The sequence below is a fragment of the Streptomyces sp. NPDC037410 genome (assembly GCF_055602235.1).
Genome location: NZ_JBVJWR010000012.1, coordinates 149,568 through 169,699, shown reverse-complemented (window position 1 = coordinate 169,699; position 20,132 = coordinate 149,568). Strand labels below are relative to the sequence as shown.

The following is a 20,132-nucleotide window of genomic DNA, read 5'->3' as shown; positions in this document are numbered from 1 at the left end:
CCCGATGTCACCGGTCGCAGCCGCCCGGCCGCTCGTCCCTGCCCAGGGGCGACCGCGCCGGGCGCTGTGGGCTCTCTGCCTGACCCAGATCACGAGCTGGGGCATCCTCTACTACGCCTTCCCCGTCCTGAACTCGGAGATCACGACCACGACGGGCTGGTCCGCACGCGCGACCACGGGCGCGTTCTCGCTGGCGCTCGTCGTTTCGGCCCTTTCCGGCATCGTCGTGGGCAGGGTCATCGACCGCCGAGGCCCTCGGGCGGTCATGACGACGGGATCCGTCCTGGGCGGCACGAGCCTCGTGTTCATCGCCACCGCACCCAACCTCATCGCGTTCTTCATCGGCTGGGCCGTGGCGGGGATGGCCATGGCCGCGACGTTCTACCAGCCGGCCTTCGCCGCCCTGACCCGTTGGTGGGCTCCCGACCACGTCCGCGCACTCACCGTCGTCACGCTCGCCGGCGGTCTCGCCTCCACCGCCTTCGCCCCGCTCACCGCGGCCCTCGCCGACCGGCTGGGCTGGCGGGACACGTACCTCGTCCTCGCCCTGGTGCTCGCGGCGGTCACGATCCCTGCGCACGCGACAGCCCTCAACGCCCCATGGCCGGCCGCGTCGCCGGCGGCCAAGGAACACGCCGACGCCTCCGGCATCGCTCGCAGCAGCCCGTTCGGCATGCTCGTCGCCGCCCTGACGCTCTCGGCCTTCGCGATGTACGCGGTCGTCATCGCGCTCGTACCGCTGATGGTCGAGCGAGGGTTCTCCCTGACGGCCGCCGCCCTGGCCCTCGGCCTCGGCGGGGCGGGCCAGACCCTGGGGCGCCTCTTCTACGCGCTGCTCGCCCGCCGCACCGGGCCCCGCATGCGCCTCGCGGTACTCATCGCCTCCGGCGCCCTCATGACCGCAGCCCTGGCCGCGATCCCCGGTCCCTACCCCCTGGTCGTCGCTCTCTCCATGGCGACCGGCATGATCCGAGGGAACCTCACCCTCGCCCAGGCCACCGCTGTCACGGACAGGTGGGGAGCGGCCCACTACGGGAGGCTGTCCGGCCTCCTCGGAGCGCTTCCGACCGCCGCCGGCGCACTCGCCCCCTTCGCGAGCGCGGCCCTCGCGGGCTCGCTCGGCGGGTACCCCCACCTGTTCGCCCTGCTGGCGGCGGTCGCCGCTGTCGCAGCCCTCGCCGCTACTCGTACGTAGCCGCACCACCGCAAGTAAGCTGCCGCGGCGTCACCCGATCGCCGCCACCGAGGAAGGGAAGTCCCCGACATGAGCAGGACGTTCGACGTTGTGGTGATCGGCGGAGGCCAGGCCGGACTCGCCGCCGGCTACCACCTGCGCCGAGCCGGCCTCGACTTCGTCGTCCTGGACGCGGGCACGGCACCGGGCGGCGCCTGGCGGCACGCGTGGGACTCCCTCCACCTGTTCTCCCCGGCGGCGTACTCCTCGCTCCCGGGCCGCATCATGCCGCCCCAGCCGGGGGAGCAGTTCCCCGAAGCGGGACACGTCGTCGAGTACCTCACCGACTACGAGCAGCGGTACGACCTGCCCGTAGTCCGCCCCGTACGCGTCCGCGGTGTCCACGACGAGGGCGAACTCCTCCGCATAGAGACGGACTCGGACTCCTGGCACGCCCGCGCGGTCATCAGCGCCACCGGCACGTGGTCCCGCCCCTTCGTACCGTCGATCCCCGGCCAGACGGACTTCCAGGGCCGCCAACTCCACACCGTCGAGTACGACAACGCGGCGACGTTCTCAGGCCGACGGGTCATCGTCGTAGGAGGCGGAAACTCCGGCGCCCAGATCGCCGCCGACCTCGCGCACGACACCCAGCTCACCTGGGCCACCCTGCGCGAACCCCGCTACCTCCCCGACGACATCGACGGCCGCGCCCTCTTCGACGCCGCCACGGCCCGCCGCCGCGCCCTCGACGAAGGCCGCCCCGACACCGGCGGCATCTCCGCCCTCGGCGACATCGTGGCCGTCCCACCCGTCCGCGAAGCCCGCGACGCCGGCCTCCTCAAGGCCACCCCCATGTTCGACCGCCTCACCCCGACCGGAGTGGCGTGGGCCGACGGCATGACCGCGGAGGCGGACGCCATCATCTGGTGCACCGGCTTCCGCCCCGCCCTCACCCACCTCGCCCCCCTCGCCCTCCGCACCCCCGACGGCCGCATCCCCACCCACGGCACCCAGTGCACCACCGCCCCCCGCATCCACCTCGTCGGCTACGGCGACTGGACGGGCCCGGCGTCGGCCACTCTGGTGGGCGTGGGCCGCACGGCCCGCGAAGCGGCGCGGGCGATCGCCGAGCTGCTTCCGTGACGGACACACTCCACGACCCCGAACACACGGGTATTCAAGGAGCCGGCGCCCTCCAGTGGATCTCCTCCCAGGGGCGACCGGAGGGTGGTTGTCCTCATGCCGCATGTCGAACTGGTGTCCCGTGGTGGCGCCTAGGGTGGCGGCCCAAGTGCGGGCAGCGCGGGTTTGGGGCAACTGCTCTGTTTCGCGGTCGAGTTGGACCGTTCTGACCTATGTTCTAGGGGTCCGCAGCGGTTCACGGCTCGCCCAGGAGGTCCGATTGCAGCTCAGACGCATACGCGCCCTTGCCGGAGCATTCCGACGCTCCCCCCTGTACATCGCCTTCGCCCTCGGTGCGCTGCTCGTCGGGCTCACCCCCTTGCTGGGCGTGGCGAGTACGGGGCCGGGCATCAGCCGGCCGAAACCCACACCGGCGCCGGGGGCCCTTGAGCAGCAGACGGCGAAGCAGTCGCCGCACCACGGTGTGGCCCCGGCGAACGCCATGGAGCCGACGGCTCCCAAGCTCGACCGGACCGGATGGACCGCGACGGCGAGCGACGAGGAGACCGTCAAGGAGAACGGCCGCGCGGCGAACGTCCTCGACGGTGACGCGGCCACGATCTGGCACAGCCGGTGGTCCGGGACCCCGGCGCCGCTGCCGCACAGCATCACCGTCGACATGCACCGTACGGCGGTGGTCTCGGCGCTCGTCTACCAGCCCCGCACCGTCGGGATCAACGGGCGCGTCGGTGAGTACAGCATCAGCGTGAGCGCCGACGGCCAGAACTGGGGCAGTCCCGTCGCCACCGGCACCCTCGCGGACGATCCCAGCGCCAAGACCCTCGGATTCGCCCCGCAGGGCGTGCGGTTCGTCCGGCTCACCGCCAAGACCGAGGCCGGCAACCGCGGCCCGTGGACCTCGGCAGCGGAGCTCAACCTCCTCGGCGACCCCGGAACCCCCGCGGCCACCGTCGACCTGCCCCGGACCGGATGGACCGCGACGGCGAGCGACGAGGAGACAGGCAAGGAGAACGGTCGCGCGGCGAACGTCCTCGACGGTGACGCGGCCACCATCTGGCACAGCAGGTGGTCCGGGACCCCGGCGCCGCTGCCGCACAGCATCACCGTCGACATGCACCGTACGGCGGCGGTCTCGGCGCTCGTCTACCAGCCCCGCAAGGACGGCATCAACGGGCGCGCGGGCGCGTACACCGTCACCACCAGCACCGACGGCACCGCCTTCGGCGCACCGGTCGCCACGGGCACCTGGCGCGACGACGACACCGTCAAGACCGCCACCTTCACCCGCGGCGCCAGCGCCCGCTACATACGCCTGACCCTGACGAGCGAGGCCGGAAACCGCGGGCCCTGGACCTCCGCCGCCGAGATACGCCTGAGCGGACCGGCCAACCCGGCCGCCCACGGCTCCTGGAGCCGGATCACCGGCTTCCCCCTGGTGCCGGTGGCCACCGCCGTCCTGCCGGGCGACAAGCTCCTCGCCTGGTCGGCGTACGCGGTCGACCGCTTCGGCGGCAGCAACGGCTACACCCAGACCGCGATCCTGGACCTGAAGACGGGCCGGGTCACCCAGCGCCGCATCGACAACACCGGCCACGACATGTTCTGCCCGGGCATAGCGATGCTCGCCGACGGCCGGGTCCTGGTCACCGGCGGCAGCAACGCGGAGAAGGCGAGCATCTACGACCCCGCCACCGATGCCTGGTCCGCGACCACCGACATGAACATCGCGCGCGGCTACCAGGCCATGACCCTGCTCTCCACCGGGGAGGCCTTCGTCCTCGGCGGATCCTGGAGCGGAACCGCGGGCGACAAGTCCGGCGAGGTCTGGTCCCCGGACACCGGCACCTGGCGCAAGCTCCCCGGCGTCCCCGCCGTCCCGGCGATGACGGCCGACCCCCGCGGCCCCTACCGCGCCGACAACCACATGTGGCTGTATGCCACTTCGGGCGGCAAGGTGCTCCAGCTGGGCCCGAGCAAGCAGATGAACTGGATCACGACCGACGGGACCGGGAGCATCACCTCCGCCGGCACCCGCGGCGACAGCCAGGACGCCATGACCGGCAACGCCGTCGCGTACGACATCGGCAAGCTGCTCACCCTGGGCGGCTCGCCCGCGTACGAGAACACGCCTGCCACCCGGCGCGCGTACACCGTGAACGTCGACGGCGGTCAGGTCCAGGCCGCGCGCACCGGCGACATGGGCTACGCCCGCGCCTTCGGCAACAGCGTCGTCCTGCCCGACGGCAAGGTCGCGGTGTTCGGCGGGCAGGCGTACCCCGTGCCGTTCAGCGACGCCACGTCCGTGCTGACGCCCGAGCTGTGGGACCCGGCCACCGGACGCTTCACCCCGCTCGCCAGCATGGCGATCCCGCGGAACTATCACAGCGTGGCGAACCTGCTGCCCGACGGGCGGATCTTCTCCGGCGGCGGCGGCCTGTGCGGTGACTGCGCCACGAACCACGCCGACGGGGCCGTGTTCACCCCGCCGTACCTGCTCAACGCGGACGGCTCGCCCAAGCCGCGTCCCGTCATCACCGGCGGCGTGCCGCCCCGGGCCGCCGCCGGCACCTCGCTGACCGTCGGCACCGAGGGACCGGTCGCCTCCTTCGTGCTGATGCGGGCCGCGGCCGCGACCCACTCCACGGACAACGACCAGCGGCGGGTCCCGCTGACCTCCACGGCCGCGGGGACCGGCACGTACACGGTCTCCCTCCCGGCCGACAAGGGCGTCGTCCTGCCGGGCACCTACATGTTCTTCGCCCTGGACGCCCAGGGGGTGCCGAGCATCGCCAAGTTCATCACCGTCTCCTGACGTCTTCTGACCTCTCCTGAACGTCTTTTGACGGTACGACAGCGGCGTCCGACCCGGTCGGCACACCTGCCGGGGCGGACGCCGCTGTGGTGTCGCAGGGCCGTGACTACTCTGCGGCCGCCGGAGCCGCGAGCTCCGGAGGGAGGTCGCGGAGGCCCGTGCGGAGGTGCTCGACGTGGTAGAGCGCCTGGTCGAGGAGTTCGGCGACGTGGTTGTCGTAGAGCGCGTAGACGATCGAGCGGCCGTGGCGTTCACCGGTCACCAGGCCGAGGTTGCGCAGCAGACGGAGCTGGTGGGAGCAGGCCGAGGGCTCCATCCCGAGTGACAACGCGCGCGCCGCCGCCCGTCTCGCCGCCGAGGTCGGCATCACCGACGTCCGCGCCGGCCTGCTGCCGCAGGACAAGGTCGCCGCCGTCGACGAGCTCCAGGGCGCCGGCGCCAAGGTCCTGGTCGTCGGAGACGGCGTCAACGACGCCCCCGCACTCGCCGCCGCGCACACCGGTGTCGCCATGGGCCGCGCCGGCTCCGACCTGGTCCTGGAGACCGCCGACGCCGTCGTCGTACGCGACGAACTCGCCACCATTCCGACCGTGATCGGCCTCTCCCGCCGGGCCCGCGGGCTCGTCGTCCAGAACCTCGTCCTCGCGGGTGCGTTCATCGCCGTCCTGGTCGTCTGGGACCTGGCCGGCACCCTCCCCCTGCCGCTTGGCGTCGCCGGTCACGAAGGGTCCACGGTCCTCGTCGGCCTCAACGGCCTGCGTCTCCTCGCGGACGGCGCCTGGCGCCGCGCCCGGCCCGAGGCGGCCCGGTAAGCCTCTCGGCCCGGCCCGGCCCGAGGCGGTCCGTTAAGCCCGTCGGACCGGCCCGGCCCCGAGGCGGTCCGGTAAGCCTCTCGGACCGGCCCGGCCCGAGGCGGTCCCGTAAGCCCATCCGGCCCGGCCCGGCCCGAGGCGGTCCGCGGTCCGTTGAGCCCATCCGGACCGCCTCCGCCCCCGCGTGCCTACCATTCCCTCATGGCTTCACGCGAGGGAACCTCAACCGCACCCGATGCGCATCAGCGCACCCCGGGCGTCAGCGAGCTCAACGCGGCGGCGCGTGTCTTCGCCCAGCTCGCCGACCCCACCCGGCTCCACATCGTGTGGCTGCTGTCCCGCGGGGAGTCGGACGTGAGCGCCCTCGCCGAGGCGGTGGGCGCCGCCCGGCCCGCGGTGAGCCAGCACCTGGCGAAGCTGCGGCTCGGCGGTCTCGTCGAGTCGCGCAAGGAAGGCCGCCGCGTGGTGTATTCGCTGCCGGACGGGCACATGAAGCGCATGGTCGTGGAGGCCGTCAGCCACGCCGATCACCAGGTGACGGGCGAGCCCTGGCACGACTGACCGCGGCTCCGAGCCCCGGCGACAAGTCAACAGGTGCGCATGTATGCACGTGTCGGTTACGGTGAAGTGGCCCGCCGCCGACCGAGGGGTGCCCCCATGCTGTCCGTCCTGAGGAACCGCACCTACCGCCACCTCTTCACCGCCCAGGTGGTCGCCCTCGTCGGCACCGGCCTCGCGACCGTCGCGCTGAGCCTGCTCGCGTACGACCTCGCGGGCGGAAACGCCTCCGCCGTCCTCGGTACGGCACTGGCGATCAAGATGGTGGCGTACGTCGGCATCGCACCGCTCATCAGCGCCTTCGCCGATCACCTGCCCAGACGGGCACTGCTCGTCTCCATGGACCTGATCAGGGTCGCCGTCGCGCTGGCCCTGCCGTTCGTGACGCAGGTCTGGCAGGTGTACGCGCTGGTCTTCCTGCTCCAGGCCGCCTCCGCCGCCTTCACCCCGACCTTCCAGGCGACCATCCCCGAGGTGCTGCCCGAGGAACGCGACTACACCACGGCGCTGTCGCTCTCCCGGCTCGCGTACGACCTGGAGAGCCTCTTCAGCCCGGCGCTCGCGGCGGCCCTGCTGTCCCTCGTCTCGTACCCGTGGCTCTTCACCGGCACCGCCGCCGGCTTCGTCGCCTCCAGCGTGCTGGTCGTCTCGGTCCTGCTGCCCAAGCCCCCGCCGGTCGAGCGCACCGGCGGGGCGTACGCCAAGGCCGCCTTCGGGACGCGCCTCTTCCTCGCCACCCCTCGGCTGCGCGCCCTGCTCGCCCTCGATCTCGTCGTCGCCGCCGTGGGTGCCATGGTCCTGGTCAACACGGTGGTCCTGGTCCGCGACACCCTGGGCGGCTCCGCCGGGGACGTGTCGCTCGCGCTCGGCGCGTACGGGGCGGGCTCCATGCTCGTGGCTCTGCTGCTGCCCCGGGTGCTCGGCCGGGCGGGGGACCGGGCCCTCATGCTGCCGGCCGCGGTCGTCATGACCGTCGTGCTCGGGCTCCTGGGGGCCGGGCTCGCGGCAGGGCCCGGGAAGGGCTCGTGGGCGTGGCCCGCGCTCCTCGTCGCCTGGCTGCTCGTCGGCGCGGCGACCTCGGCGATCCTCACCCCCGGGGGCCGGCTCGTCCGCCGCTCCGCGGCGACGCCCGACCTGCCCGCCGCCTTCGCGGCCCAGTTCTCCCTCACGCACGCCTGCTGGCTCCTCACCTACCCGCTGGCCGGGTGGCTCGCCGCGCGGGCCGGCCTGGCCGTCGCGGCCGGCGTCCTGACGGCGGTCGCGCTCACCGGAACCGTGGTCGCGGTACGGCTGTGGCCCCGCACCGACCCGGCCGAACTGCCGCACGCCCACCCCGAGCTCCCCCGGGACCACCCGCATCTCGCAGGAGCGGGGCAGCAGAGCCACAGCCACGACTTCCACATCGACGTCCTGCACCCGCACTGGCCCGCGCGGGCGGCCACCGCCACCCGTAGGTCCGCCGCCTGAGCCTCGGTGGCGTCGGGCTCGGGGTCGCGCGCAGGCCCTCGGCCTCCCGCGCCGAGCGCGAGACGTCGCCCCGTCGGGTGATGTGGGATGGATCACCGCCCACACGCTTCCGATCCGGGTGGTGGCGGCCCGATTCTGGTCGGACTCAGAACCCGAATCGAATTCGGTGATGTCTGCGCCCCGTCTGCACCCCGTCGACGCCACCTCCAGCGAACGGAGAACACTCGTGATTGTCGGAGTCCTCAAAGAAGCGCGGGCAGGTGAGCATCGTGTCTCGGCCACGCCGGCCACGATCGAGCCGATCCGCAAACTGGGGTACGACGTGGTCGTCGACTCCGGCGCGGGTGTCGCCGCGGGCTTCACCGACAGCGCCTACGAGGCCGCCGGGGCGCGCATCGGCGATGCCACGGCCGCCGACGTGGTCCTCGGCGTCAACGCCCCGAGTCCCGCACAGCTGGACCGGGTACGGCCCGAAGCGACGGTGATCGCGCTGTTCGCCCCGGCGTTCGACCCCGAGATGGTCGAAGAGCTGGGCCGCCGGCCCTTCACGGCGCTCTCGATGGACGCCGTGCCGCGCATCAGCCGGGCGCAGTCGATGGACGTGCTGTCGTCGATGGCGAACATCGCCGGCTACCGAGCCGTCGTCGAAGCCGCGCACACGTTCGGCCGGTTCTTCACCGGTCAGGTGACGGCCGCGGGCAAGGTGCCGCCGGCGAAGGTGCTCGTCGCCGGTGCCGGCGTCGCGGGCCTGGCGGCGATCGGCGCGGCGGGCTCGCTCGGCGCGATCGTACGGGCGACCGACCCGCGGCCCGAGGTCGCCGACCAGGTCCGGTCCCTCGGCGGAGAGTACCTGTCGATCGAGTCCCCCGAGGTCGAGGTCTCCAAGACGGGCTACGCCAAGGAGATGGGCGACGACTACAAGGCGCGCGAGGTCGAGCTCTACAGCGCGCAGTGCCGAGAGGCCGACATCGTCATCACCACCGCGCTGATCCCCGGCCGCCCCGCGCCGACGCTGGTCACCGCGGAGATGGTGGCGAGCATGAAGCCGGGCTCGGTGATCGTCGACATGGCGGCCGCCAACGGCGGCAACGTCGTGGGCACCGTGAAGGGCGAGAAGGTCGTCACCGAGAACGGCGTGACGATCATCGGCTACACCGACCTGGCGGGCCGGCTGCCCGCGCAGGCCTCACAGCTGTACGGCACGAACCTGGTGAACCTGCTCAAGCTGATGACGCCCGGCAAGGACGCGACCCTCGTCCTCGACTGGGACGACCCGGTGCAGCGCTCCATCACCGTCGTACGCGAGGGCGAGTCGGCCTGGCCGCCCCCGCCGGTGCAGGTCTCGGCGGCCCCGGCGCCCGCGACCAAGGTGGCCGAGACGAAGCCGTCTCCGGTGAAGGAACCGATGACGGCGAAGCGGAAGTTCGGCGGTGTGGCCGTCGGCGCGCTCGCGCTCTTCCTCGCCGCCGGGTTCGCGCCGGCGGCACTGCTGCCCCACGTGACGGTCTTCGTGCTCGCGATCGTGATCGGCTACTACGTCATCGGGCATGTCCACCACGCCCTGCACACGCCGCTCATGTCGGTGACGAACGCGATCTCCGGGATCATCGTCGTCGGCGCGCTCCTGCAGATCGGGCACGCGAGCGTCGCGGTCACGGTGCTGTCGGCCGTGGCGATCCTTCTGGCCAGTATCAACGTCTTCGGCGGCTTCGCGGTGACGCGTCGCATGCTCGCCATGTTCAACCGGAGCTGACATGTCTGCGACCATCGCCGCACAGGCGGCTTACCTCGTTGCCGCGCTGCTGTTCATCCTCGCGCTGGCAGGACTCTCGAAGCACGAGTCCGCGCGGCTCGGCAACGCCTTCGGCATGCTCGGCATGGGCGTCGCGCTCGTCGCGACGATCGTGCTCGCGATCGACGGCGACATCAGCACCGCCGGCCTCGGCCTGATGGCCGTGGCCATGCTGATCGGCGCGCTGATCGGGCTGCAGCGGGCCCGGGGCGTCGAGATGACCGGCATGCCCGAACTGATCGCGCTGCTGCATTCCTTCGTCGGTCTGGCGGCCGTACTGGTCAGCTGGAACGGCTTCCTGAACGTCGAGCACGAGCCCGGCGGGCACGAGTCCCGGGCTCTCGACGCGCTCGGCACGCTGGGCATCCACCACGCCGAGGTGTTCATCGGCCTGTTCATCGGTGCGGTGACCTTCACCGGCTCCATCGTGGCGTACCTGAAGCTGTCGGCGAAGATCAGCTCCAAGCCGCTCGTGCTGCCCGCCAAGAACGTGCTGAACCTCGGTTCGCTCGCCCTGTTCCTCGTCCTGACCGTGTGGTTCGTGATCACGCCGCAGCTGTGGCTCCTGATCGCCGTGACGGTTCTCGCGCTCGCCCTCGGCTGGCACCTGGTCGCCTCCATCGGCGGCGGCGACATGCCGGTCGTCGTCTCGATGCTCAACAGCTACTCCGGCTGGGCCGCGGCGGCCTCCGGCTTCCTGCTCGGCAACGACCTGCTGATCATCACCGGCGCGCTGGTCGGCTCCTCGGGTGCCTACCTGTCCTACATCATGTGCCGGGCGATGAACCGCTCCTTCCTCTCCGTGATCGCCGGCGGCTTCGGCATCGAGGCGCCCGCGTCCTCCGACGTCGACTACGGCGAGCACCAGGAGATCACCCCGCAGGCCGCCGCCGAACTCCTCGGCGCGGCCCGGTCCGTGGTCATCACCCCCGGCTACGGCATGGCCGTCGCCCAGGCGCAGTACCCGGTCGCCGAGCTCACCTCGAAGCTGCGGGCGAAGGGCGTCGAGGTGCGCTTCGGCATCCACCCCGTCGCCGGCCGCCTGCCCGGCCACATGAACGTGCTCCTCGCCGAGGCCAAGGTGCCGTACGACATCGTCCTCGAGATGGACGAGATCAACGACGACTTCGCCGACACCGACGTCGTCCTCGTGATCGGCGCCAACGACACCGTCAACCCGGCCGGAGCCGAGGACCCCAGCAGCCCGATCGCCGGCATGCCGGTGCTCACCGTCTGGGAGGCCAACAAGGTCATCGTCTTCAAGCGCTCGATGGCCTCCGGCTACGCGGGCGTCCAGAACCCGCTGTTCTTCCGCGAGAACACCGCGATGCTCTTCGGCGACGCGAAGGCCCGCGTCGAGGACATCGTCGGCGCCCTCTGACCCACGGGCCCCCACCCCTCCCGGGCCGGCCGCGGCCCGGGAGGGGTTTTCGCCGCAGGTCCTCCGGGGCCCGGGAGGGGTTTCCTCACAGGTTCCTCCTGCCCCCCTACGACACCAGCCCCTGCCCCTCCAGCTCCGTCAGGCGTACGGTGCACAGGCCGCCGCGTTCCGCCGTCACCCCGGTGACCTTCAGCTGGGTGCCCGGGGTGAGGATGTACTCCTCCTCGCCCGTGAACGCCGAGAACCGCCGGATCCCCACCGCACGCGCCGGTGTCACCTCGAACAGGGTCCGCCGGCCGCGGCTCCCGAGGAAGGACCGGGCCACGCTCGGCTCGGACGTGCACGAGGAGACGCCCCACCAGGTCACCGTGCGCCCCAGCGGGTACTGGGAGCGCAGGTCGAGGGCCACCCCGCGCCACAACGGACGGGTCTGGGCGGGCAGTTCGTCGACCGCCGAGAACAGCAGACGCAGATACGGCAGGTACGGCACGAGCCGCTCCCGGTCGGGCGAGCGCAGCACGGCGTTGATCTCGCGGTAGAACGCCGACTCGCACGTGTACAGGTACAGCGCCGAGATCGCGTCGGCCGACAGACCGCCCTCGGCTCCCGCCTCCGCCACCTTGGAGTCCGCGAACCGGCTCGACCGCTCCACGTACCGGTCCAGATTGGCGAGCACCCGCGTCACCGGCTCGACCGCCTTCCGGAAGTCCATCACCGGCGTGTCGAACACCCCGGTGATCGGCGGCAGGACGAGCCCCTCGTCCTTGACGCTCGTGAGCCGCTCCAGATAGAGCTGGTGCAGCTCCATCGTCGACGCGATGAACGCCCCCATCCGCTCCGCGACACCGCCGCCGCCGGACCCGCCGGCCCCGGCCGACTCCTGGTCCCAGCCTTTCGCCGGCAGCCAGTCGACCGGCTCGGCCCCCACCGACGCCAGGGCGTCGTTCACCCGGGCGAAGTGGTCCCCCTCGCAGAAGACGTCCCCCTGCGCCGCCGGGTTCACGTGGTCCAGGTGCCGGACCTCCACCCCCGGGTACTTCTTCTCCAGCCGCTGGACGACCCGCTTCAGACTCCGGGCGTGCGCGCCCCACCAGGCGAACACCACCCCGCGGTCCTCCTCATCGGCGTCCTGCTTCGCCCGGAGGATCTCCTCGACGATCTGCTCGGCCACGGGCCGCCAGAACGAGGTGTGCTGCTCGGTCGGCACGGCCCCGTCCGCACTCGCCGTGAGGGACGCGTTCAGCAGGAGCACACCCTGGGTGAGCATCGCCTGGAACCACTCCGGCGGCTGGACCGTGTCCTCCTTCTTCAACAGCGCCCGGACGTCGGCGATCGGCGTCTTCTTCGCGATCCCGTACTTCCACATCGCGGCTGCCTTGATCAGACAGCGGATGCTCACCACCCGGCCGAACTGGCTGTCCTTCCAGTCGTAGAAGGTGTTGTCGAACATCGCGATGCCCGTCGCGCTCTCCGCCCGCGGATACGGGTTCTGCCCGAAGGCCACCACCCTCCACTTGTGCGGCGGATGCGGCTTGAGCGCCTGGAACGTCAGCTCGCGCACCGGAACCACCTCCGGGCTCCGCTTCGGCCCGATGAACGCGCCGGCCCCCGGCTGCGCCTCGATCACCGGGGCGAGCAGCGGCAGCCACGGCTCACCGCCACCGGTGAACAGCCCTGCCAGGCCCAAGGGGTCGCCCGAGGGCGCGGGGGAGGGCGTCTGGGCGGCCGGCCCCGCGGCTGTGGGGGAGGGGGACTGGGCGGCCGGCACCTTGATCCGCACCCGCTGCGCCGGGCCCGCGCCCTCGATGTCGTCCAGCTGTCCCAGTACCGCCGCCCGCAACGCGTCGTAGTCCGCGAAGCCGTGGTCGTGGAACAGGGTGTACCCCGTCCACATCAGATTGGCGCACACCTGCGCGGGCACCTGCCCCGTCCGCGCGCCCATCCCGACGAGCGCCACCGAGCGGATGCTGCCGGGCTTCGCCAGGTTCTGCAGGTGGACCGCCTGGAACGCCGCCGCGCACGCCAGCGCCACGTTCATCGTGGAGCTGACGTTCTGCGAGGACTGCCGCATCGTCGGCGTCGAGATCAGATAGCGCGGCACCGCCGCCCCGGACGGGACGCACACCGCGCTGCCCACCGGCAGGCTCCCGCCGAACCGGTCGCGGATCGCCCGCTGCACCCGCACCTGGACACCGGCGCCGAGGTGCCGCTTGACGAGGGCGTCGACCCCTCCGTCCATCCGGCCCCGCGCGTTCGTGGGGGACACCCACGCGTCCACATCGACGTCCAGAAGGGAGCCCCGCCGGATCTCGACCCCGGGCGTGTCCGCGAACGCGGACCTCCAGGCGGCCACCACCTCGTCGTTGACGTCGACGAGAACGACCTTCAACGCACGCTCGACACCCATGAATTCCCCCCTGTCACGCAATCCTTCGAACGATCTCGAAGCTATCGCCCACCACTGACAACGCCCGTGAGCCGTGTCTCACCGGGCCGGTCCGTCTTGCTATGCAACTCGTTGCATAGCAAGATCGGGCGCATGGCGCTCGACCACGCGATCCTCGTGTCCCTGCTCGAGAAGCCCGGATCCGGCTACGAGCTGGCCCGGCGCTTCGAGCGGTCCATCGGATACTTCTGGACCGCCACCCACCAGCAGATCTACCGCGTGCTCAAGCGCATGGAGAGCGACGGCTGGGTGGACGTCCGGGACGTCCCCCAGCAGGGGCGTCCCGACAAGAAGGAGTACTCCGTCGCCGGACCGGGCCGGGACGCGCTCTCCGCGTGGCTGCACGAGCCGATCGAGCCCGAGAGCGTGCGCCACGACCTCGCCGTGAAGATCCGCGGAGCCGCCTTCGACGATCCGGCCGCACTCATCGGCGAGGTCCGGCGGCACCGGCGGGCGCACACCGACCGCCTGGAGCACTACCTCGCGGGCGAGGCGCGCGACTTCCCGGAGGACGAGATCGACGGGCCGCTCGACGCCGAGCGGGAGCTCCAGCACGCCGTGCTGCGCGGCGGCATCGCGTACGAGCGGATGATGATCGCCTGGCTCGACGACGTCCTCGCCACGCTCGCCCGGTTCGAAGCCGACCGCTGAACGAGCCGTACCCACCCCTCGATCCTTGAAAGGCGGACGTCATGGCCGACCCGCTGCTGTTCAACCCGCACACCTACGACCCCGCGCACTTCGACCCGGAGACCCGCCGGCTGCTCCGCGCCACCGTGGACTGGTTCGAGGCGCGCGGCAAGCGCCGGATCATCGAGGACTACCGGACCCGCGCCTGGCTCGGCGACTTCCTCGCCTTCGCCGCCGAGGAAGGGCTCTTCGCGACCTTCCTGACCCCGTCCTCCGCCGCCGGCGAGGACGAGGGCGACAAGCGCTGGGACACCGCCCGCATCGCCGCCCTCAACGAGATCCTCGGCTTCTACGGACTCGACTACTGGTACGCCTGGCAGGTCACCATCCTCGGCCTCGGCCCGGTCTGGCAGAGCGACAACGCCGCCGCCCGCGCCCGCGCCGCCGAACTCCTCTCCCAGGGCGAGGTGTTCGCCTTCGGCCTCTCCGAGAAGTCGCACGGCGCCGACATCTACTCCACCGACATGCTGCTCACGCCCGACGGCGAGGGCGGCTTCCGCGCCACCGGCTCCAAGTACTACATCGGCAACGGCAACGCCGCCGGGCTCGTCTCCGTCTTCGGCCGCCGCACCGACGTCGAGGGCCCCGACGGCTACGTCTTCTTCGCCGCCGACAGCCGCCACCCGGCGTACCACCTCGTCAAGAACGTCGTCGACTCGTCGAAGTACGTCAGCGAGTTCCGCCTGGAGGACTACCCGGTCGCCGCCGAGGACGTCCTCCACACCGGCCGCGCCGCCTTCGACGCCGCCCTCAACACCGTCAACGTCGGCAAGTTCAACCTGTGCACCGCCTCGATCGGCATCTGCGAGCACGCGATGTACGAGGCCGTCACCCACGCGCAGAACCGCATCCTGTACGGCAAGCCGGTCACCGTCTTCCCGCACGTGCGGCGCGAGTTGACCGACGCGTACGTCCGTCTCGTCGGCATGAAGCTGTTCAGCGACCGCGCCGTCGACTACTTCCGCACGGCCGGTCCCGAGGACCGCCGCTACCTCCTCTTCAACCCGATGACGAAGATGAAGGTGACCACGGAGGGCGAGAAGGTCATCGACCTGATGTGGGACGTGATCGCCGCCAAGGGCTTCGAGAAGGACAACTACTTCGCCGAGGCCGCCGTGGAGATCCGCGGCCTGCCGAAGCTGGAGGGCACCGTCCACGTCAATCTGGCGCTCATCCTGAAGTTCATGCGCAACCACCTCCTCGACCCGGTCGCGTACGAGCCCGTGCCGACGCGTCGTGACGCGGCCGACGACACGTTCCTGTTCCGGCAGGGCCCGGCCCGCGGCCTCGGCTCGGTCCGCTTCCACGACTGGCGCCCGGCCTACGAGGCGTACGCCCACGTGCCGAACGTCGCCCGCTTCCGCGAACAGGCCGACGCGCTCTGCGAGTTCGTCCTCAAGGCCGCTCCCGACGCGGAGCAGAGCCGCGACCTCGACCTGCTCCTCGCCGTCGGCCAGCTCTTCGCGCTCGTCGTCCACGGGCAGCTGGTCCTGGAGCAGGCCGCCCTGACCGGTCTCGCCGAGGACGTGCTCGACGAGCTGTTCGCCGTCCTCGTCCGTGACTTCTCGGCGCACGCGGTCGAGCTGCACGGCAAGGACTCCGCGACCGAGCAGCAGCAGCTCTGGGCGCTCGGCGCGGTCCGCCGCCCCGTCGTCGACGAGGCGCGGTCGGAGCGGGTCTGGCAGCGCGTCGAGGCGCTGTCGGGCGCGTACGAGATGACGCCCTGAGCGACCCGCAACCGCACCTGCCCGCCGCCCTTTTCGGGGCGGCGGGCAGGTGCGGTCGAGGCGTTACGGCTTGGGCAGGGTGCAGCCCGGGCGGTTCAGGTCGATCACGTTGCCGGCGCCGATGCAGGGGACGATGATGTACGTCTCCTGGGCGTAGTTGATGCCCTGGTGGACGGTGACGGCGCCGCTCTCGTCGATCTCGCACGGGTTGTTCACGGTGCAGCTCTCACCGTTCTCGTTGCCCGTGTTGTTGACGGCGACGACCTTGCCGGTGGTGGCGTCGATCACGGGCGAGCCGGACGTGCCGCCGATCGTGTTGCACGCCGAGGTGTACCGGACCGAGTCCTTCCAGGTCCAGTCGCCCTCCTTCATGCGGTACACGAAGCCGTCGACGTTGCAGCTGTAGATCCGCTTCCAGTACCCGGAGACCACCTTGATCGCCGAACCCTGCACCGGGTGGGCGTCGTTGAGGGTCAGGGCGCTGATGCCGTACGTGCTCTGTATCTGCGCGTAGGTCTTGGTCAGCTGGTAGATCGAGATGTCCGTGTCGGTCATCGTGCCGTACGCGATCTTGCTGGCGCGCAGGGTGCCGACGCCGGTGCCGGCCGAGTTGAGCAGCGTGAACGAGCGGGTGGAGCGCTTGTTCATGACGACCTGGCCGGGCGCCGGGAAGCCCGTCTCCAGGCAGTGCCCGTTGGAGAGGACGAGCGCGGGGTCGCTCGGCAGGGAGCTGGGCGTGCGGACGACGGAGCCTGAACAGTTGCTGAGCGCGACCGTTCCGGCGAAGTCGACGGCGGTCACCGCCGGGGCCTGCGCGACCGTCTCCCGGGGTGCGGAGGCGGCGGCCGGGACCGCTGCCGCGCCCGTCAGGAGCAGGGCGAGCAGGGCGCCGACGAGAGGCTTCTTCATGTGGGGGTTCCCCTCTGATGACTGTGCAGCCGAAGATCCTTCGGTTGTCATGCACATTCTTTGGAGGAGATGCCGCAACTGGCAAGACTGCGGGCCCGGTTGACGCGAAGAGCACTCCTGGGGGCCCTAAACCTCAACTGATCCTTTTGAGTGAGTGGATCACTCGTTCGTGAGTTCCGCCGCCACGGTCCACCAGCCCGCCGCCACACTGGCGGCGACTGGTGACCATGAACCGGGGGAGTGGGTGTGACGCGAGAATCGGGATCCCGTGGGGGTCTGGACGAGCGGGCGGTGTTACTGGCGGCGGGGCTGGCGGATCTGGCGGTGACCACGCTGGGTTCGGGCCTCGGGGTCGTACGGGGTCTGCTGAGGAGGTCGGACGCCGCCGAGCTGGCGAGCGAGGCCGAGCGGGACCTGGAGGCGCGCGGCCGCCTCGTGCTGGACCGGTACATGTCCCCGCCTCCGGCCCATCTGGAGGTCCTCGCCCGGCACGTCCTCGCACAGCGGGCCGGCGACGGTGGCTGAGCGCTGGGAGCCGACCGCGTTCAAGGCGCGCGTCGACGAGGTGCTGCGGAGGTACGCCGCCGAGGAGGCCGACGAGCTCACGGCGGTCGACCCGGCGCTCGGCCCGGTGGCCGGGCAGCTGGAGTCGGCGGTGGCGGACGGCAAGCGACTGCGGGCGGCGTTCTGTTACTGGGGCTGGCGCGCGGTGGGGCAGCCCGACAGCGAGGCGCTCGTACGGGCGGCGGCCTCCATGGAGCTGGTGCACGCGGCCGCCGTCGTGCACGACGACCTGATCGACGACAGTCCGCTGCGGCACGGCCGGCCCACCGCGCACATGGCCCTGCGCGGCGCGGTCGCGCACCACCCGCGGCCCGCCGCGGGAGCGCGCTCGCTCGCGATGCTGGTCGGCGACCTGCTCATGTCGCTCGCCGGGCAGCTCTTCGTCACCAGCGGTCTGCCCGGCGCCTACCTCGGCCGGGCCCGCCCGCTGTGGGCGGCGCTCGCCCGGGACCTCGTCGCGGGGGAGTCGCTGGAGATCCTGCGTACCGGAGCCGCTCCGGACACGACGGCCTCGCTGAAGGTGATCCGCTACAAGACCGCCAAGTACACCGTCGAACAGCCCCTGTTGATCGGCGGGGCGCTGGCCGGGGCGGGCGGGCGCCTGCGCGAGGGCTACTCCGCGTACGGCGTGCCGCTCGGCGAGGCGTTCCAGCTGAGGGACGACCTGCTCGGCCTGTTCGGCGACCCGGAGGCCACCGGAAAGGCCGACGCCGACGACGTACGGGGACACCGGCCGACGGCCCTGCTCGCCGAGACCTGGCGGCTGGCCGGCGAGGAGGAACGCGCCCGGCTGCGTGAGCTGCTCGGCCGGCCCGAAGCCGACGGGGACGCCCTGGAGGCCGTACGCGAGCTGATGCGGCGGCTGGAGGCGCCCGAGCGGGTCGAGGCCATGATCACCGAGCGGGTCGACGAGGCCCTGCGCGCGCTCGACGAACTGAACCTGCCCGCGGCCCCCGCCGCCGCGCTCACCGCCCTCGCGTACTCGGCCGCGGTCCGCCGTTCCTGACGCAGAACGATCCTGGACAAGGAGTCCTTCCCATGACCCCCACCGAGGCGTCCATGGACGCCCTGCGCCACACCGGTGACGAACTCGCCGACGCCACGGTCGCCACCCTCTTCGAACGCGGCGAGGTCGGCACGTTCAACACCCTCATGCGGTACGTCTCCACCGCGGGCGCCCCGCTGCCGGACGGGCTGCCCGAGGTCGCCCGCGAGTACCTCCACGCCACGAGCACCCCGCCGTCCTGGGTGGACTGGGCGGAGATGGAGAAGGCCCGGCTGTTCTTCATCGACAACAACGTGCACATCTCCACCGCCCTCTCCTTCGCCTCCATGCCCGCCTGCTACCTCGTCCCGCACGTGGCGAAGCTGCTCTCCGCGACGCACGGTCTCAAGTACCCTTCAAAGCGGATGGCGGAGACCGGACAGTTCACCGTCTACCTGATGCAGCCCGACGCCTTCGAGGCCGGCAGCCGCTTCATTCCCGCCGCGCAGAAGGTCCGCCTGCTGCACGCCTCCATCCGGCACCACCTCACCCGCGAGAACCTCTGGGACGTCGAGGCGTCGGGCGTGCCGATCTGCCAGGAGGACATGATCGGCGGGCAGATGTTCTTCTCGATGCTCGTCCTCGACAGCCTGCACCGCCTCGGCATCCACATGTCCTCCGAGGGCGCCGACGCCTACTACTACGCCTGGCGCGTCGTCGGCGCCATGCTGGGCGTCGACCAGGACGCCGTCCCCAAGACCCTCGACGACGCCCGCCGCTTCCTCGACCTGTACATGCTCCGCCACATGGGACCGTCCCCCGAGGGCGTCCATCTGACCCGGCAGCTCATCGACCTCTACGAGGAGGTCGTCCCCGGCACCTTCTTCGACCCGATCGTCTCCGCGCTCATCCGCTACCTCGTCGGCGACACCTGCGGCGACTGGCTGGAGGTGCCCCGTACCCCCTGGGACACCGTCGTGAAGTCCGTGCCCCACCTCCTCGGCGTCCTGGAGACGATCGAGGACCGCTCCCCGGTGGGCGCCTGGGCCCTGGACCGCCTCGGCCACCTCACCACCGTCCTCGAACTGTCCTCCCTCACCCGCGGACGCGTCATGCACTACGCCATCCCCGAACACCTCAGGAAGGACTACGGCCTCCCCGCCGGTCCCCCGCGTACCCGTCGCTGGACCCCGCCGCCCGTCACGGTCTCCCCGTGACGCGCTCCCACCCCCGCTGACCACCGGAAACGAGGGTGAAGAGCACCCCGAACACCTGATAGATTGTTCTTCGTCGCCGGGGGAAACCCCGGAAGGACAATCACCTGGTCCGGGTGGCGGAATGGCAGACGCGCTAGCTTGAGGTGCTAGTGCCCTTTATCGGGCGTGGGGGTTCAAGTCCCCCCTCGGACACAAGAAATGCACCACGTGGCGGTCGGGATCTCCCGGCCGCCACGTGGTGTTTCCGCCTGGGGTGACATGGCGCCGGGGGGGGGCACGCATGCCCGACCGGACGGTCGGACGGAAAATGCTTGGACCGCGAGAGCGTCGGAGCGGCAGACTCCTTTTACTCACCTTCGGTACGAGAACACAGGGTTGGGTATGGGATCACCTGAATCGCGCGAAGGTTTGCCGAACAAAGGTTCGGTACTCCTCGCGCTTCGCTTCTACGG

16 protein-coding genes and 1 tRNA gene are annotated in these 20,132 nt (G+C 71.4%); 14 read left to right on the top strand and 3 right to left on the bottom strand.

The features are described 5' to 3' along the window. Nucleotides 1-4 precede the first annotated feature (4 nt). The 3 genes from ACZ7HT_RS21435 to ACZ7HT_RS21425 all read left to right on the top strand — a co-directional run bounded on the left by ACZ7HT_RS21435 (nt 5) and on the right by ACZ7HT_RS21425 (nt 5,132). A complete protein-coding gene (locus ACZ7HT_RS21435) occupies nt 5-1,195 on the top strand; it encodes an MFS transporter (protein WP_471168082.1) in 1,191 nt (396 codons plus the stop codon). Nucleotides 1,196-1,264: 69 nt separating this feature from the next. Next, on the top strand, nt 1,265-2,320 hold the full coding sequence (locus tag ACZ7HT_RS21430; protein ID WP_471168080.1) for an ArsO family NAD(P)H-dependent flavin-containing monooxygenase: 1,056 nt from the start codon (nt 1,265-1,267) through the stop codon (nt 2,318-2,320). Nucleotides 2,321-2,579: 259 nt separating this feature from the next. Next, entirely contained in the window at nt 2,580-5,132 is a 2,553-nt protein-coding gene (locus ACZ7HT_RS21425; protein ID WP_471168078.1) for a discoidin domain-containing protein, read from the top strand. 106 nt (nt 5,133-5,238) lie between these two features. Here the strand turns inward: ACZ7HT_RS21425 and ACZ7HT_RS21420 are convergent, their stop codons facing one another. Further along, nucleotides 5,239-5,574: a transcriptional regulator gene (locus ACZ7HT_RS21420; RefSeq protein ID WP_471168075.1), complete on the bottom strand. Its 336-nt coding sequence runs from the start codon at nt 5,572-5,574 to the stop codon at nt 5,239-5,241. Here ACZ7HT_RS21420 and ACZ7HT_RS21415 point away from each other — a divergent pair. From ACZ7HT_RS21415 to pntB, 5 genes are all read left to right on the top strand, one after another. After that, nucleotides 5,498-5,944 carry an HAD family hydrolase gene (locus tag ACZ7HT_RS21415; RefSeq protein ID WP_471168304.1) on the top strand — a complete coding sequence of 149 codons (447 nt, stop codon included), beginning with the start codon at nt 5,498-5,500 and terminating at the stop codon, nt 5,942-5,944. The genes ACZ7HT_RS21420 and ACZ7HT_RS21415 overlap by 77 nt on opposite strands. A gap of 201 nt (nt 5,945-6,145) precedes the next feature. After that, the gene (locus ACZ7HT_RS21410) at nt 6,146-6,505 is read left to right on the top strand and encodes an ArsR/SmtB family transcription factor (RefSeq protein ID WP_471168073.1); all 360 of its coding nucleotides are present in this window, start codon (nt 6,146-6,148) and stop codon (nt 6,503-6,505) included. A 96-nt stretch (nt 6,506-6,601) separates the two neighbouring features. Next, nucleotides 6,602-7,969, top strand: a complete 1,368-nt coding sequence (locus ACZ7HT_RS21405; RefSeq protein WP_471168070.1) for an MFS transporter — start codon at nt 6,602-6,604, stop codon at nt 7,967-7,969. A gap of 169 nt (nt 7,970-8,138) precedes the next feature. Beyond that, on the top strand, nt 8,139-9,722 hold the full coding sequence (locus ACZ7HT_RS21400; protein ID WP_471168067.1) for a Re/Si-specific NAD(P)(+) transhydrogenase subunit alpha: 1,584 nt from the start codon (nt 8,139-8,141) through the stop codon (nt 9,720-9,722). A 1-nt stretch (nt 9,723) separates the two neighbouring features. Further along, nucleotides 9,724-11,142 (top strand): Re/Si-specific NAD(P)(+) transhydrogenase subunit beta, encoded by a 1,419-nt coding sequence (pntB, locus tag ACZ7HT_RS21395; protein WP_471168065.1) that lies wholly within the window; start codon nt 9,724-9,726, stop codon nt 11,140-11,142. Nucleotides 11,143-11,248: 106 nt separating this feature from the next. Here pntB and ACZ7HT_RS21390 read toward each other — a convergent pair whose 3' ends face one another. After that, nucleotides 11,249-13,549: an ADP-ribosyltransferase domain-containing protein gene (locus tag ACZ7HT_RS21390; RefSeq protein WP_471168063.1), complete on the bottom strand. Its 2,301-nt coding sequence runs from the start codon at nt 13,547-13,549 to the stop codon at nt 11,249-11,251. A gap of 132 nt (nt 13,550-13,681) precedes the next feature. Between ACZ7HT_RS21390 and ACZ7HT_RS21385 the strand changes: the two genes are divergently transcribed. Beyond that, nucleotides 13,682-14,239 (top strand): PadR family transcriptional regulator, encoded by a 558-nt coding sequence (locus ACZ7HT_RS21385; RefSeq protein WP_471168061.1) that lies wholly within the window; start codon nt 13,682-13,684, stop codon nt 14,237-14,239. Between the two features lie 41 nt (nt 14,240-14,280). Continuing rightward, nucleotides 14,281-16,005 carry an acyl-CoA dehydrogenase family protein gene (locus ACZ7HT_RS21380; RefSeq protein ID WP_471168058.1) on the top strand — a complete coding sequence of 575 codons (1,725 nt, stop codon included), beginning with the start codon at nt 14,281-14,283 and terminating at the stop codon, nt 16,003-16,005. Between the two features lie 63 nt (nt 16,006-16,068). Here ACZ7HT_RS21380 and ACZ7HT_RS21375 read toward each other — a convergent pair whose 3' ends face one another. Further along, the gene (locus tag ACZ7HT_RS21375; protein WP_471168055.1) at nt 16,069-16,914 is read right to left on the bottom strand and encodes a S1 family peptidase; all 846 of its coding nucleotides are present in this window, start codon (nt 16,912-16,914) and stop codon (nt 16,069-16,071) included. A 246-nt stretch (nt 16,915-17,160) separates the two neighbouring features. Between ACZ7HT_RS21375 and ACZ7HT_RS21370 the strand changes: the two genes are divergently transcribed. From ACZ7HT_RS21370 to ACZ7HT_RS21355, 4 genes are all read left to right on the top strand, one after another. Further along, entirely contained in the window at nt 17,161-17,439 is a 279-nt protein-coding gene (locus tag ACZ7HT_RS21370; RefSeq protein WP_471168052.1) for a polyprenyl synthetase, read from the top strand. Beyond that, on the top strand, nt 17,432-18,484 hold the full coding sequence (locus ACZ7HT_RS21365) for a polyprenyl synthetase family protein (protein WP_471168049.1): 1,053 nt from the start codon (nt 17,432-17,434) through the stop codon (nt 18,482-18,484). Before ACZ7HT_RS21370 ends, ACZ7HT_RS21365 begins: the two co-directional genes overlap by 8 nt. 32 nt (nt 18,485-18,516) lie before the next feature. Then, entirely contained in the window at nt 18,517-19,680 is a 1,164-nt protein-coding gene (locus ACZ7HT_RS21360; RefSeq protein ID WP_471168047.1) for an oxygenase MpaB family protein, read from the top strand. 107 nt (nt 19,681-19,787) lie between these two features. Next, a tRNA-Leu gene (locus ACZ7HT_RS21355) sits at nt 19,788-19,872 on the top strand. The last annotated feature ends 260 nt before the right edge of the window (nt 19,873-20,132 follow it).